This window comes from Lachnospira intestinalis (genome assembly GCF_040095895.1).
In the GTDB taxonomy this organism is placed as follows: Bacteria; Bacillota; Clostridia; order Lachnospirales; family Lachnospiraceae; genus Lachnospira; species Lachnospira intestinalis.
In genome coordinates this window covers 25,902-40,722 of sequence record NZ_JBBMFS010000019.1, presented here as the reverse complement: position 1 = coordinate 40,722, position 14,821 = coordinate 25,902, and the positions used below count along the sequence as shown (strand labels likewise).

Here is a 14,821-nt window from a genome sequence, read left to right as displayed (position 1 = left end):
ATTTTACCATAAATCCCAGGGTTTTCGAAGCCTGGGATTTATTTTTTTTAGATTATATACCACATTAACATAAAAAAGGGGGCATCGCACTAATTTCTTAGTGCGACAGCCCCATTATACAAAAGGCTGTCGTATATACAATTACTGTATATACGACAGTCTGATTAAATGTTTAACAAATCGCTGTAAACCTTTAATGCGCCGTCCGTTTCATGCGCAAGCACACGCTTTGCCAGCACCTTGCCAAGCTGTACGCCTTCCTGGTCGAAGCTGTTGACATTCCATAAGAAGCCCTGGAACATAATCTTATTTTCAAAATGCGCAAGCAGAGCGCCCAGTGACTTTGGTGTAAGACTGTCACCAATAATAATGCTGGACGGACGTCCGCCTTCAAAATTCTTGTTGCGGTTGTCATCTGACTTACCACAGGCAAATGCAACAATCTGTGCGGCAACATTTGCACACAGCTTCTGCTGGCTTGTACTTCCCTGAATTTCAATATCCGTGCCAATCTGGCTGTTTCTGAAACCTACAAACTGCAACGGCACAATATCCGTTCCCTGATGAAGCAGCTGATAGAAGGAGTGCTGTCCGTTGGTTCCCGGTTCACCAAAAATGACCGGACCTGTCGGATAATCCACCGGTTCGCCAAAACGGTTCACGGACTTACCGTTAGATTCCATGTCTAACTGCTGTAAATGTGCCGGGAAGCGGCTTAATGCCTGTGAATACGGAAGTACTGCCGTACCCGGATAGCCCAGTACATTGCGCTCATATACGCCGATAAGTGCATCTAACATTTCAGGATTTTCCATAACATTTTTATTGGCTGAAAGCTTATCTTCTGCCGCCGCACCCTCTAAGAACTGTGCAAAAACGTCCGGTCCGAATGCCAGTGACAGTACAGCGCCGCCAACGGCTGATGTCGATGAAAAACGACCGCCAATATAGTCGTCCATGAAAAATGCAGCCAGATAATCATCACTCTTTGCAAGCGGTGAAGTTTCGCTTGTTACGGCAATCATATGCTTTGAAGCATCTAAGCCTGCTTTCTTTAACGCTTCCTTTACAAAGGATTCATTGGTTAATGTTTCAAGGGTTGTGCCGGACTTTGACACCAGTACGAACAGGGCATGTGCCACATCCACTGCATTTAAAACTGCGGCGGCATCATCCGGGTCTACGTTGCTGATAAACTGCGCCTTCATCTTTAACGTATTGTTCTTCTTTGCCCAGTTTTCCAGTGCCAGATACATCGCGCGCGGTCCTAAATCGCTGCCGCCGATACCAATCTGTACAACCGTTGTAAACTTCTCGCCTGCGGCATTGGTAATTCCGCCGTTATGTACTTTATTGGCAAATTCCGCAATCCGCGCCTGCTGTTTTACGTAAAATTCACGCTTGTCCACGCCGTCTGCTTCTACTGCATTACCCAGCTGTCCACGGGTCAGCTGGTGAAGTACCAGTCTGTTTTCTCCGGTATTTATTACCGCACCGTTGTAGAGTTCTTCAAATTTTTCTGCAAGCTGAGCTTCTTCTGCCAGTGCCTTTAACGCATTTAGCACTTCATCATCCACCTGCTTTGCGGCAAAATTATAAGAAAATCCCTCTGCCATCGGTACACTGTACTTCTTTACACGCTCTGCACCTTCTACCCCTGACATTGCCTCTGCCAGCTTCACGCGTTTTACCTCTGAAAGTGCCTTAAAAGTTTCCAGTGTGTCTAAATTCTTCCATGTAGCCATAACCATGTCCTCCCCAACATTTCATAATATAATATGCGTATTCCAGGTAAAATAGAAACATTCCCTGATACCTTTGATACATATGTTAAATTATACTCTCAAACCTATTGAAGTTCAATGTCATAAATCGTAAATTTAGACACATTTTTATTTTGACCACGTCGATTCCTGCGTATCTTTACTGTAATCAAATTTTCCGTCATTTTTTTCTTCCAGCGCCTTAATTATGTGATAGGTATATTCATTATACGGGGTCGGAATGCCTAGTTCTTTTCCCATCCGCATTAACGCCCCGGAAAACATATCAATCTCGGTGTGCCGTCCCGCATCTAAGTCCTGCAATGTCGAATAGCGTGTCTTTGGCAGCACTGCACTTCCGTGGGAAGATGACTTGTCGGCTTTTCCGATGTCAATACCCTTTGCCTGTGCAATGGCTTCAAGCTCTTTTTTCAGTCCTTCACTGATGGCTTTCATATGCGTGCTATCGTTGTAACAGCCGACACCCGCGCCTAAGATTGCCTGCGGCAGGTTATTGCACACATTCAGGCGGAATTTGCTCCACATTTCTTCCTTAATATAGTCTGTTACACGGAAATGTATCTGCGCATTTTCAAAAAGTGTACACACCGCCTGTACACGTTCACTCTCAAACGGCGGCTTGATTTCCCCGAAGATGATACCGATTGTCGTTTCGGGATTAAAGCAGTAACCGTTCTCTTCTTTGTGGGATGCCACTTTAATCAGTGCATGCAAAATGTTATCGGGATTCACTTTCTGCGCAATAATTTCTTCGCTGTCTACACCGTTCATTAAACTCATTACGATTGTGTGTTCTCCCACCGCCTGCGCAATGCTGTCCAATGCGCCCGCCAGTGCGCCGTATTTTAACGATACAATTAAAAGGTCTGCGCCGTGCGCTTCCTTTGGTGTCCAGACCTCCGGACGGTAAACCTGTCCGTTAATCAGACAACCGTTTTCTTTTAAGCGCCCGGCGCGCTCCCCTTCCGCAATCACTCCAAGGCTGAGATTTTCTGCCTGTGAAAGTCCCCATATTACATAAGAGCCAACCGCTCCCGCTCCTAAAACCGCAACTTTTTTTATCTGCATATTAATCTCCATTCCGCAGGCATTCTAATGCCGGAGGAATCGCGGACTGAATTTATTCAGTTCTGCGATAAAAAGCGGATTTGTGACGCCTGCGGCACAAAGCGCTGTGTGAACAAGCTTTCATTTATGGCTTGTTCACACTAATCTCCATTCTTACTTACTTTTCGTCAGCAGCTTCCGGTACGATAAATCAATCGCAAATGCCCCGAGCGGCGCAGTCAACACAATTGCCAATACCGCAACCGTCAGTACCGTATCGCCGCACGCAAAACCCAGCGCCAGCGGAATCCCGCCGATTGCCGCCTGAACTGTGGCTTTCGGTGTATACGCAAGCATTGTAAATGCCTTTTCGCCTGTTTTCAAACCCGTACCCAGCAGACAGACCCAAACGCCCGCCATTCTAAACAGCAATGCACCTGCAATCATCAGCAATGCACGCATGCCAACCCTGCCAAGATAACCGATATTAACAGTTGCACCGACCAGTACGAATAAAAAGACCTCTGCCGCTACCCACAGTTTTCCGTATTTTACGGCAAGTCTTTTTGCAACAGCTTCCCGCTTTCTCTGCAAGCCCACGCCGATAAACATAATCGCAATCAGCGCCGAAAAGGTAACAGGTGTTGTCAGGCTGTCTTCGGCTGCTGCCAGCAGAAATGAAATACCAAGAATAATCAGTACCTTTGCCGTATCTCTAATATGCACTTTTTGAAAATAAAATGCAAGCAGAATGCCAATTGTCAGACCGATAATCATTCCTAAAATAATAGACACCGGAATATTAACAAAACGGATAACCGATGCGCCTTCCCCCTGCATCATGCCCGAAAATGTCGAAAACAGCACGATGACATAGACATCATCGACCGATGCCCCCGCAAGAATCAACTGCGGAATCCCCTCTTTGACACCGTAGCCTTCTTCCATAAGCTTTACCATGCGCGGAACGACGACCGCAGGCGATACTGCCGCAAGCACTGCGCCCATGACCGCCGCTTCCAAAAGGCTCATTCCCATAAGACGCGGCGCTAAAAGCAGCATACCCGCCAGTTCAAACGTTGCCGGCACAAAGCACATTAAAACCGCAGGTCTTCCGATTTTTTTTAAGCTCGTTAAATCCAGTCCAAGCCCCGCTCTTGTCAGAATAATAATCAGGGCGATTTTTCTTAAATCTGCCGATATGCCAAGAAGCTTTATATCCAGCATATTTAACACATACGGACCTAGCACAATACCGGTAATCAACATTCCAAGCAGACCCGGCAGTTTTATTTTCCTGCAAATCCAGCCCATAGACATTCCGACCAGCAAAATCAATGCAATACTTAATAACATACATTCCTCTTTTCTACGCAAAAAAAGCTGACAGCTTCTGCGTTTATTTCATCGCAGAAGTCATCAGCTTAATAAGCGGTTTAAGTGTTTTTCACTTCGGGAGTACTTCATTCCCTTGTTTTATAAGATAGCATAACCGGAAGTTATTTTCAAGATATTAAAAAAGGAGTATCACACGAAATTTCCGCATGACACTCAAAAAGACTCCCATGAACTTACTTTTTCCTTTTCTGGTTCCTCTGGATACCTCAACCAATCCCTCCGCCTTTAACTGCTGTAAAATTTTTCTTACAATCACGGGATTTGTCCCGATACTTCCTGCTATACACCAAATAATTCCGGGTGGCATGACAACGCATCTTCCTCCGTAATCTCCCGGATAACCCGGCACGGAACGCCTGCCGCAAGGACACCTGCCGGAATATCGTGTGTGACCACACTTCCCGCACCGATAACCGTACCACTGCCAATCGTGACACCGCCGCACACTGTTACATTTCCGGCAAGCCAGCAGTTGTCCCCTATTGTAATCGGTTTTGCATATTCCCGGTCTGCGTATACACCATCTGCGCGCCGGTACATATTTCTGTCCTGAAAACGAAACGGATGTACCGGTGTCAGCAGGGATACATTCGGTCCGATAAATACGTCGTTTCCGATTTTTACCGGTGCGCAGTCCAGACACGTGAAATTAAAATTTGCATATGTATTCTTTCCAATTTCCGTAAAACAGCCGTAATCAAACTGGACAGGACCCTGTAAATACACATTTTCACCCATATGCGGTATAAGCTCATGCAGTAAATCCGTCCTCTGCGCATCTGTTTCAAAACAGTCATTATACTTTTTGCTTAAAATATGCGCATTCTGACGAAGCTTTAACAGTTCTTCATCTGATGGGTCGTATATCTGTCCCGCGAGCATTTTTTCTTTTTCTGTCATAATTTTTCTACAGCAGGCTCTTTCTTAATTCAGCGCCATCTTTTGCACTTAAATAAGCCGGGGCAATGTCAAATACTGTCTTACAGCCTGTCTGACCTTCCTTGTACAGACGATATGCCGCTCTTGCGTAAGCCACGATAACACAAGAGGTAAATTCAGGATTAGAATCCAGTTTTAAGCTGTATTCAATCACGTGCTGGTTTTCTTTATTCCAGCCGGTCTTTCCGGAACGGATTACAAATCCGCCATGCGGAATACCACTGTGCTTTTCCTTTAATTCTTCTTCACTGATAAAATGAACAGTCGTGTCATAATCTGCAAAGTAGTTCGGCATATTTTTAATGGTTTCTTCTACCTTTGCCGCATCTGCACCTTCTTCAAGTACCACAAAGCACTCTCTTGTGTGCTTCTGTCTTGTAGTAAGCTGTGGATTTTCTCCGTTTCTTACAGCTTCAAGTGCCGCTTCCACAGGAATTGTATACTGCTTGCCGTCCTTTACGCCTTCTACGCGGCGGATTGCATCAGAATGACCCTGACTGACCCCCTTACCCCAGAATGTATAGTCCTGTCCGTCCGGTAAAATTGCATTTGCATACATACGGTTTAATGAGAACATACCCGGGTCCCAGCCGACTGAAATAATGCCGACATGTCCGCTTTCCTTTGCCGCTGCATCTACATTGTCAAAATGCTCCGGGATTCTTGCGTGTGTATCAAAACTGTCTACCACATTAAACAGCTTTGCATACTTTGGTGTCTGCTCCGGTAAATCCGTTGCACTACCGCCGCACAGAATCATGACGTCAATCTTATCCTTCCACTGTTCCACATCATCAACGGAGCATACTGCCGCACCTTCTGTCAGGATAGACACCGTTTCCGGCGCACGTCTTGTAAATACAGCCGCCAGCTCCATATCCGGATTCTGCTTAATTGCACACTCTACCCCTCTGCCGAGGTTTCCATAACCTAAAATGCCAATTCTCATCTTTGTTCTCCTTCTATTATAAATAGTCTTTATTTATTTTACTTTTTGTGTCCGTAACTGTCAACTGCCGTTGCTTTCTGCTTTACCTTTTTAACAAATGTGTTTTTATAAAGAATCCCTGTACTTTTCCTTCATAGAATCCCAATCCATAATTAATACATAAAACACTTTTCCGTAATGACCGCTCTCCACAATTCTGCCATGGTCAAGCACCTTAAGATAGGTACCATCTTTCTTTTTCAGATAAAAATGCACATAATCATTACACTGCCCTGTTCCAATCTGCTGCCAGATACTCTGCTCCACACCTTCTCTTTCGTCCTCACGAATCAGACTGCGGAAACTCCGCTGTGTATATGTCATAAATTCCTCAATATTTTCACAGCCTGCCAACCGTATTAATTCACTGTTTGCAAATAGAATTTCATCATCCGTATAGTCTGCCTTGTAAATAATAAAGGCTCCCGGAAGATTTTCTGAAATATCCCGCAGTGCAAATCCAAGCTGTGTACGGACTTCTGGATCAAATCCCTCATCATATACCAGGCTTCCCTTTTTTCCACGCAATTTCACCTCATAAAGTGCCGCATCGGCACAGTGCATTAATTGCAGCTGCGATTTTGCATGAACCGGATATTCTGCATATCCAAGCGAAATGTTAAATGCGCGTTCCTCACCTTCATAAACAAAGAAACGCTTTTGTTTTGTAAACTGTACCAGTTTTTCTTCTGCTTCTTTGCAGGTGCAGTCCGGCAGAAAAATGCAGAACTCATCACCACCGTTTCGACCAAGCACCGCATGATCTGGAAAAAACTTCCGCATGCTTTCCGCGAGAATCTGCAGTGCCTTATCCCCGGAAGCATGTCCGTAAATATCGTTAATCAATTTAAAATCATCAATATCAAACTGTACACCGACACAGTGCTTTTCGGGATACTTTTTCATATATACTGTCACATGCTTATCAAAACCGTGACGGTTATAAATACCTGTCAAGGCATCCGTCAGCGCAAGTTTTCTTAACTCCTGACGATTCTCATCAAGAATCAGCAGTGCTGCCGTTAATCCTGTCAAAAGCAACACTATCAGCAGTCCACCGCCAAAAATACTATATAAATAGCTTTTTTCCACCCAGCCGTTCTGCGGCATAACTTCAAGCTTCCAAACACTGCCGCCGATTTCAAATGTATAGGAAACCGGAGCACTGATACTTCCGCCTGAACAATCCACAACCTCATATGCTTCTTCCCAAGGAGAACCTGTCTTGGATAAGCAGTACTGATATCCAAAATCTGAAAGCGGTTTTACGGAATCTGAAAAAATTTCCGGCACACGGATAATCACAATCGTAAATCCCCAAAAAAACTCCTGTCCGCTTTCATCCTCCAAATAAACCGGTTTTCTTACGGCAATCCCGTAACCACCCTGTTTTCCCGTCTGGACAATGATTTAAAGGCAGCTTCCGCTATTTTACATAACAGGTGCATTTTTCTCATCTTCTATAAGGTTATCCATCAATTCTTTATACCGCACCGCATCCAGGGGAAGGTCAACACGAATCCCTTTACATGCCGAATAATATGCCCCCGCACAAAGCATCAGTGAATGAAGCCCTTCCGCACCTTTTGCCACCAGACAGCCTTCGTCGTGTTTTAAGGCAGCCTGTGCAAATTTTTCAAGCAGTTGTGTATAAGGCTCTGCTGACTTTTCATACATAATTTTTTCTTCCGTAAAATGCAGATGCTCTCTTGAGTTGACATCTTCTGTTTTTATATATTTTTCAATATCATCAAACCTTGTAATTGACAGCGTGTTATCCTCCAAAAGCAGTCTTGCCTTTGTTCCTATAATTTCCATTCTTTCTTCACAACAGGCCTCTCCCGTGGTTAAAATAAATGAAGCGGTCATACCCGTATCGTATTCCATCACAATCGTATCTTCATCATCAACCGCAAACGGATTGTATTTGCCAAAAGGAATCACTGCAAACAATCTCTGCGGCATTCCAAACAGATACTGGAATATATCCAGAATATGCTGTCCCTGATTAATAAGCGCTCCGCCGCCTTCACCTGCAAAGCTGCTTCTCCACGAACCGGACTTATGATAATGTGAAGTTCTTAAATATCTGGAATTGATAAGACTGACCCTTTTTAATGTTCCTATTTCGCCGGAATCTATCATTTCTTTTATCTTCATATATTTAGGATATAATCTCTGGTGAAAAACCAGCCCGTAAATTCTGTCATTTTTTTCTGCCGCATCATTCATTGCAAGTGCTTCACCAATATCTGCCGCCGCCGGTTTATCACATAAGACATCTTTTTTTAATTCAAAAGCTCTGACCGCCAGTTCCTTATGGGTCTTATGTGGTGTTGCTATAAGCACCGCATCAAATAAAGACGGGTCTGATTCTGCTGCATGAAACAATTCATCTGCACTTCTGAATATCTCCACCGGCTGTCCGTCAACATTTACAAGTGTTTTTCCCCATGCTATCTGCTCATCCCGCCTTATAACAACAGCTGCCAGCTTCATATGCAAAACTTCACCCGATACAATCATCTGTGCATACTTTTTTCCCATATTTCCTACACCTATCAGTGCCATTTTTAATACTTTATCCTGCATATTTTCCGCCGTCCTTCCTTATCTATATCATCTATATCCCGATATTCTTATTCCTTAATCCGTTTCATATCACTTCTTATACATTTTCCCGTCTTTACTGCCTCTTTCAGCAATATAGCGGCATACGCATCTGCAATTGCATCTTCCACGCTGTACGGTGCAGGCGCTTCATCCCTGTTATATAACGCCGTTTTTATCATGAGTGTGGCAACCGCCGTTTCATCTTCTGATAAACCGCGCAGTCCCCATTGTGGTTCATATAATACTTTTCCCGCGCAGGATATTTTTTCTACCTCATAAATTTCTGACAGATTTGGATTCGGATTATCCGTCCGGGTAATATGAAAACCGGTTATAATTTGATCCGCCTGCCCTTTGTTGTTCTTATCCAGATAATAAATGCGGTCATCTATCATTTCACCCCGTATGCCCTGAACTTTAACGGTATTTTTGCGGATAGGGGATCTGTACTGTTCAGAATCAAAGTCATACCATGCCGTCTTACCGCAGTCATATTCAAATGCCGCAACACACCTTTTCTTATTGGCAATTCTTCCGTCCGTAAACTGCTCATATCTTGTAAGCGTTTCTGTTGTTGGAAATTCATACATTTTACCTGATACCGTAAAATTTTCATCCGGGCGGATTCCAAGATAAGCACGCATAAGACTCACTCCGTGATATTCATGCGCAAGTGAAATATTCATACAGTTTACATTGCCTATAATACCGCTGCCAATCAGTCTAAGTGCTGCCTTATTGGATGGATATTCCCTGTACTGTTCTGCAACAACCTGCTTTTTACCGGCTTTATAATATCCGTAAAGCTTCTTTAGTGCTTCTATATCCAGCGCGGCCGGTGTTTCAGAAAGAACTGTTATGCCTCTGTCCATCCACTCCACCGCCACATTGTATATCTCCGCTTTATTCACCGCTATAACGGCAAAATCCGGTTTATATGCAGCACATTCCTCTTTTGATGTTGTGGTATGTATCTGATATTCCCGCGCAATCTTGTCTGCCTTTTCCTGCGTTCTGCAATACACCGCATCCAGACAGAATATATCCGGCATTGCCTTTGCAATTCTTACATAATAAAGGGCTCTCCAGCCCGCTCCAATAATTATAAAATGATACTTTCCCATAATAATCCTCATTTCTGAACGACTTGTTGTAAAGCGGCGATTTTTCACACTAATCTCCATTCCGCAGGCATTTTAATGCCGGAGGAATCGCGAGCCAAATCTTATTTGGCTCTGCGATAAAAAGCGACTTTGTGACGCCTGCGGCACAAAGTGCTGTGTGAAAAATAAGCGCATCAGCGTTATTTTTCACACTACTTCCCATTTGTTTTATTATAACCATTTTGTCTTTTAACAAATACTGAAATCATTGTGGATTACATATCTTTTACATAAAATTTTTATTATTCGGCATTAAACACACACACCGGCAGTAAAAAACAGAGCCGGATAAGACTGCACTGTCTTATCCGGCTCATGATATTCATTGTCTATCAGAGGTCAACATCTTGTCATCATTTTTAAGCATCCATTCCTCAATCCGTATCTGACAGCCCTTCATTGCATCAAGTGCTGTCTTATGGGACTGTGGTGTAACTCCTGCACAGCATCCGGCATCTACACTGATTTCTACTTCAGGGTTAAATGCCTTTATCGTCATTGCATTGCTGATAACACAGATATCTGTACAGACACCGATAAGCTCCACTTCTGTATATCCCTGTTTGCGAATCCATTCTGCCAGTCCTGTTGAACCAAACGTATTTTTTTCAAAATGTGTCTTCTCCTGAATGTGTTCTAATTCAGGAATCAGTTCCCAGCCCGGTGTTCCTTTTATACAATGTTTCACAGGAAGCTTTCTGCCTTCCTGTGTGTCCGGATAATCCTCTCCGTGTGTATCCAATGTATACACAATATCTGCATCGGTGTGATTTACCTTTTTAACGACATTAGAAACTACCGCCCGGCATTGTGCATTGCCTAAAGCACCGGTAATAAAGTCATTCTGCATATCTATGACTACTAATAGTTTTTTACTCACACGGACCTCCATTCCGCAGGCATTTTAATGCCTTTTCTAAGCATTTCCCCCTGCACGGTTACATACGGTACTTATCGGATTTCTGTCTTTCCACCCATATATGGCTGAAGTACCTTTGGAATCTTTACGCTTCCGTCTGCCTGAAGGTTGTTTTCCAGAAATGCGATTAACATTCTAGGTGGTGCAACAACTGTATTGTTTAATGTATGTGCAAAGTACTTCTTCTTATTTTCATCCTGTACTCTGATTTTTAAACGTCTTGCCTGTGCATCTCCTAAGTTAGAGCATGAACCAACTTCAAAATACTTCTTCTGACGAGGTGACCATGCTTCTACGTCAATAGACTTCACCTTTAAATCTGCAAGGTCGCCAGAGCAGCATTCCAGTGTTCTTACAGGAATATCCAGTGAACGGAATAAATCTACGGTATTCTGCCACAGCTTGTCAAACCACATCTTGCTTTCTTCCGGCTTACACACAACAATCATTTCCTGCTTTTCAAACTGATGGATTCTGTATACACCACGTTCTTCAATACCATGCGCACCCTTTTCTTTTCTAAAGCATGGTGAATAACTTGTTAAAGTCTTTGGCAGTTCAGATTCCGGTGTAATTGTATCAATAAACTTACCAATCATGGAATGTTCGCTTGTTCCAATCAGATATAAATCTTCGCCTTCAATCTTATACATCATGGCATCCATTTCATCAAAGCTCATAACGCCTGTAACAACGTTGCTGCGGATCATAAACGGCGGAATACAGTAAGTAAATCCTCTGTCAATCATAAAATCCCTTGCATAAGAAATAACAGCTGAATGAAGTCTTGCAATATCTCCCATCAGATAATAGAAACCGTTACCGGCAACCTTTCCGGCAGCTTCTAAGTCGATACCGTTAAACTTCTCCATAATATCTGTGTGATATGGGATTTCATAATCCGGCACAACCGGTTCACCGAACTTTTCAATTTCAACATTTTCACTGTCGTCTTTTCCGATAGGAACGCTTGGGTCAATGATGTTCGGAATGGTCATCATAATTTCCTTTACTCTTGCGTTTAATTCACTTTCCTTTGCTTCCAGTTCCTTTAAACGTTCTGCATCGGCATTGACCTTTGCCTTTACTTCTTCCGCTTCTTCTTTCTTGCCCTGTGCCATTAATGCACCAATCTGCTTTGAAAGCTTGTTACGGTTTGCTCTTAACTCATCGGCTTCTGTCTGGGTTGCTCTTGCCTGCTCGTCCAGTTCAATCACTTCATCTACCAGCGGAAGCTTTCTATCCTGAAACTTATTTCTAATATTCTGCTTTACAATTTCCGGATTTTCTCTTACAAATTTTAAATCTAACATTTTCCATAATCTCCATTTCAATTTTTCAATTCATTGCCATCATACAACGTTTTTTTATTCATTTCCAGTCTTTTATATAATTTTCCCCATAATTAATCTACGGAAACATCTTTTTGAATCGCATCATTGATTTTTCTGCCCAGATCAGCATCACCCATGCGTCCTGCCACAGCCTGCTGTAATGCCTGGTTTTCCTCATCGCCCAGTTCAATGTACGACTTTCCGTCAACAACCTCTTTAATGTAAGCAAAACAGCCGTTATTGCTGTGCATTACATTGATAATATATCCGTTATTGACTTTATCCAGCATACATAATGCGAAGCTTAACTTTCCACCCATTTCATGAAATGCATCATACTTCACAATGCCCACCTTCTGAAATGTATACTGCATTTTTTCGTAAATATCTTTCACTGCCGCACTGTTTTTCTCACCGACTGTTCGGATACTTTCAATCTCATCGAGATGTTCATGAATCAGACTCTCAATCGACTTTCCATCTGCACCTTCCATAAAGGAACGGTATTTCTTTTTTAACTTTGCTGCCTTACAAAGCGCAACAATTGCAAGAATCAGCGTAATCAGGCTTACCCCGGCAAGTCCCAAGACAATATACAGGGTATCCACTGAAAATAAATCAAAAAAATTTATCATAATCGTTTGCTCCTATATTTATAGTATAAGTGTAAAAAATATTGAATTATTCATTTTTTATCTGTTTCAGCAAATCATAGATTCTTTCCAGCTCTGCCTGTGAATAATATTCAATTTCAATTTTACCCTTATCGTGTTCCCGGTTTTTAATAACGACTTTTGTACCCATAATTTTATTCATCTTTTCCTCAATATCCCGGTACACAAAATCATTCTGTGGCTTTTGTTTTTCCGGTTTTTCAGGACGGTTCAGATTTTTCATCAATTTTTCCGTTTCACGGACACTCATCTGCTCGTCAAAAATTTTCTGTGCTACCTGATACTGCTGGTCGCCGTCTTCTATTCCGATAATGGCTCTGGCATGACCATTGCTTAATTTGCCTTCCATAACCATTTCCTGTACACGTTCATCAAGCTTTAACAGACGCAGCGAATTCGTAATTGCCGCACGGGACTTTGATACCTTTTCCGCGACTTCATCCTGCTTTAACCGGTAATCTTTGATTAAACGCTGATATGCCTGCGCTTCTTCTATTGGATTTAAGTCTTCACGCTGAATATTTTCAATCAACGCAATCTCCATGACTTCCTGTGTAGAGTAGTCTTTTATAATAACCGGTACTTCTTTGACACCTGCCAGCTTTGCTGCACGCCATCTTCTTTCACCGGCAATAATTTCATAATACTTGTCCTTTTTCTGAACCAGAAGCGGCTGTAAGACGCCATACTGTTTAATCGATTCCGACAATTCAATCAGCGCATCTTCATCAAATACTTTTCTTGGCTGTTCCCGGTTTGGTTCAATCTGTGACAGACGAACTTTCATTTCACTCGGTTCTTTTACAACAACTTCTTTGACTACTTCCTTTACTACTACATTTTCATCTTCTTCCGATTCCCGGATAAGATTTCCCAATCCTTTTCCAAGACCTTTTGAAGATGCTTTGCTTTTCTTCGCTACTGCCATTTATTTTCCCTCATTTCTATTGTTCATTACTTCCTGTGCCAATAAGCGGTAACTTTCTGCACCACTGGACTTTGTATCATAAATATTGATTGGCAGTCCATGGCTCGGTGCTTCGGCTAACCGGATATTTCTTGGAATAATTGTCTTATAGATGTTTTGTTTTAAATTATCTTTTACATTTTCCACAACCTGTAATGAAAGATTGGTTCTGGAATCATACATTGTAAAGACAACACCCTCCAGTTCCAGATTTGGATTTAATTTTTTCTGAACCAGATGAATTGTATGTATCAGCTGTGTTAATCCTTCCAATGCATAGTATTCGCACTGAATCGGCACAAGTACTGTGTCTGCTGCAGTCATTGCGTTGACTGTCAGCATACTTAAAGACGGCGGACAGTCCAATATAATATAATCATAGTTTTTCCGGATCTGAGCGATACTTTTCTTTAAAATATACTCGCGGTCTTCTATATCAATAAGGTCGATTTCCGCACCTGCAAGGTTGACATTAGAAGGGATTACGTCCAGACAATCAAATGCTTCCTTACAGATAGCCTGTTCAATCGAAATTTCACCCAGCATAACTTCATAGATTGTATTTTCTTTTTCTTCTTTATCAATTCCAAGACCGCTTGTGGTATTTCCCTGCGGATCAATATCAATGACTAATACTCTCTGTTTTGCTTCTGCCAGGCAGGCGGACAAGTTAATTGCTGTTGTCGTCTTTCCAACGCCGCCCTTTTGGTTTGCAATTGCTATAATTCTCCCCATTTATTCTCCAATCCCGACGGCATTCTTAATCAATGTTTCACGTGAAACACTTTAGCCGTCCAACATAAAAATGTTAAGGTCAAAAATTCAAAAAGTCTTATCATGCTCATATGTACATGAATAGCTTTTGACCCAGACACACCGTAAATATTATAGCATTTTTTATATTAGATATCTATAGAATTTTCCCATTTTATTTAATTTCATTTTTTCTTTATTTTCACTTGATTCCTATAAAAAGCCACAATGTTTCACGTGAA

Annotated in this window: 13 protein-coding genes, 1 pseudogene and 1 riboswitch; all 14 genes and pseudogenes read right to left on the bottom strand. The window is 42.4% G+C overall.

The window, feature by feature from the left end:
* Positions 1 to 164: 164 nt before the first annotated feature.
* The gene (locus WMO37_RS14485) at positions 165 to 1,745 is read right to left on the bottom strand and encodes a glucose-6-phosphate isomerase (protein ID WP_349155370.1); all 1,581 of its coding nucleotides are present in this window, start codon (positions 1,743 to 1,745) and stop codon (positions 165 to 167) included.
* A gap of 147 nt (positions 1,746 to 1,892) precedes the next feature.
* Positions 1,893 to 2,852, bottom strand: coding sequence for a ketopantoate reductase family protein (locus WMO37_RS14480; RefSeq protein ID WP_349155369.1), 960 nt, complete (start codon positions 2,850 to 2,852; stop codon positions 1,893 to 1,895).
* Between the two features lie 153 nt (positions 2,853 to 3,005).
* Positions 3,006 to 4,187 (bottom strand): cation:proton antiporter, encoded by a 1,182-nt coding sequence (locus WMO37_RS14475; protein WP_349155368.1) that lies wholly within the window; start codon positions 4,185 to 4,187, stop codon positions 3,006 to 3,008.
* Between the two features lie 47 nt (positions 4,188 to 4,234).
* Positions 4,235 to 4,311: riboswitch (Fluoride riboswitch) on the bottom strand.
* A 108-nt stretch (positions 4,312 to 4,419) separates the two neighbouring features.
* Positions 4,420 to 4,512: pseudogene (locus WMO37_RS14940) on the bottom strand (transcriptional regulator); the annotation flags it as partial.
* Positions 4,509 to 5,129 carry a sugar O-acetyltransferase gene (locus WMO37_RS14470; protein WP_227090859.1) on the bottom strand — a complete coding sequence of 207 codons (621 nt, stop codon included), beginning with the start codon at positions 5,127 to 5,129 and terminating at the stop codon, positions 4,509 to 4,511. The gene WMO37_RS14470 and the pseudogene WMO37_RS14940, both read right to left, overlap by 4 nt.
* Before the next feature lie 7 nt (positions 5,130 to 5,136).
* On the bottom strand, positions 5,137 to 6,117 hold the full coding sequence (locus WMO37_RS14465; RefSeq protein ID WP_349155367.1) for a diaminopimelate dehydrogenase: 981 nt from the start codon (positions 6,115 to 6,117) through the stop codon (positions 5,137 to 5,139).
* A 105-nt stretch (positions 6,118 to 6,222) separates the two neighbouring features.
* On the bottom strand, positions 6,223 to 7,506 hold the full coding sequence (locus tag WMO37_RS14460; RefSeq protein WP_349155366.1) for a diguanylate cyclase domain-containing protein: 1,284 nt from the start codon (positions 7,504 to 7,506) through the stop codon (positions 6,223 to 6,225).
* An 81-nt stretch (positions 7,507 to 7,587) separates the two neighbouring features.
* Positions 7,588 to 8,748: a Gfo/Idh/MocA family protein gene (locus WMO37_RS14455; RefSeq protein WP_349155365.1), complete on the bottom strand. Its 1,161-nt coding sequence runs from the start codon at positions 8,746 to 8,748 to the stop codon at positions 7,588 to 7,590.
* A 47-nt stretch (positions 8,749 to 8,795) separates the two neighbouring features.
* On the bottom strand, positions 8,796 to 9,893 hold the full coding sequence (locus tag WMO37_RS14450; RefSeq protein WP_349155364.1) for a Gfo/Idh/MocA family protein: 1,098 nt from the start codon (positions 9,891 to 9,893) through the stop codon (positions 8,796 to 8,798).
* A 361-nt stretch (positions 9,894 to 10,254) separates the two neighbouring features.
* On the bottom strand, positions 10,255 to 10,824 hold the full coding sequence (locus WMO37_RS14445) for a cysteine hydrolase family protein (RefSeq protein WP_436970298.1): 570 nt from the start codon (positions 10,822 to 10,824) through the stop codon (positions 10,255 to 10,257).
* 59 nt (positions 10,825 to 10,883) lie between these two features.
* On the bottom strand, positions 10,884 to 12,164 hold the full coding sequence (gene serS / locus WMO37_RS14440) for a serine--tRNA ligase (protein ID WP_022431389.1): 1,281 nt from the start codon (positions 12,162 to 12,164) through the stop codon (positions 10,884 to 10,886).
* A 92-nt stretch (positions 12,165 to 12,256) separates the two neighbouring features.
* The gene (locus WMO37_RS14435; protein ID WP_227090850.1) at positions 12,257 to 12,820 is read right to left on the bottom strand and encodes a DUF4446 family protein; all 564 of its coding nucleotides are present in this window, start codon (positions 12,818 to 12,820) and stop codon (positions 12,257 to 12,259) included.
* 46 nt (positions 12,821 to 12,866) lie between these two features.
* Entirely contained in the window at positions 12,867 to 13,787 is a 921-nt protein-coding gene (locus tag WMO37_RS14430) for a ParB/RepB/Spo0J family partition protein (RefSeq protein WP_349155362.1), read from the bottom strand.
* Positions 13,788 to 14,561, bottom strand: coding sequence for a ParA family protein (locus tag WMO37_RS14425; RefSeq protein ID WP_022431386.1), 774 nt, complete (start codon positions 14,559 to 14,561; stop codon positions 13,788 to 13,790).
* Positions 14,562 to 14,821: the final 260 nt, after the last annotated feature.

Excerpts from the sequence above, each read along its gene's own strand:
- WMO37_RS14435 (WP_227090850.1), bottom strand. The coding sequence starts at position 12,820 with ATGATAAATTTTTTTGATTTATTTTCAGTGGATACCCTGTATATTGTC.
- WMO37_RS14455 (WP_349155365.1), bottom strand. The coding sequence starts at position 8,748 with ATGCAGGATAAAGTATTAAAAATGGCACTGATAGGTGTAGGAAATATG.
- WMO37_RS14430 (WP_349155362.1), bottom strand. The coding sequence starts at position 13,787 with ATGGCAGTAGCGAAGAAAAGCAAAGCATCTTCAAAAGGTCTTGGAAAA.
- WMO37_RS14470 (WP_227090859.1), bottom strand. The coding sequence starts at position 5,129 with ATGACAGAAAAAGAAAAAATGCTCGCGGGACAGATATACGACCCATCA.
- serS (WP_022431389.1), bottom strand. The coding sequence starts at position 12,164 with ATGTTAGATTTAAAATTTGTAAGAGAAAATCCGGAAATTGTAAAGCAG.
- WMO37_RS14425 (WP_022431386.1), bottom strand. The coding sequence starts at position 14,561 with ATGGGGAGAATTATAGCAATTGCAAACCAAAAGGGCGGCGTTGGAAAG.
- WMO37_RS14485 (WP_349155370.1), bottom strand. The coding sequence starts at position 1,745 with ATGGCTACATGGAAGAATTTAGACACACTGGAAACTTTTAAGGCACTT.
- WMO37_RS14445 (WP_436970298.1), bottom strand. The coding sequence starts at position 10,824 with ATGGAGGTCCGTGTGAGTAAAAAACTATTAGTAGTCATAGATATGCAG.
- WMO37_RS14480 (WP_349155369.1), bottom strand. The coding sequence starts at position 2,852 with ATGCAGATAAAAAAAGTTGCGGTTTTAGGAGCGGGAGCGGTTGGCTCT.
- WMO37_RS14465 (WP_349155367.1), bottom strand. The coding sequence starts at position 6,117 with ATGAGAATTGGCATTTTAGGTTATGGAAACCTCGGCAGAGGGGTAGAG.
- WMO37_RS14450 (WP_349155364.1), bottom strand. The coding sequence starts at position 9,893 with ATGGGAAAGTATCATTTTATAATTATTGGAGCGGGCTGGAGAGCCCTT.
- WMO37_RS14475 (WP_349155368.1), bottom strand. The coding sequence starts at position 4,187 with ATGTTATTAAGTATTGCATTGATTTTGCTGGTCGGAATGTCTATGGGC.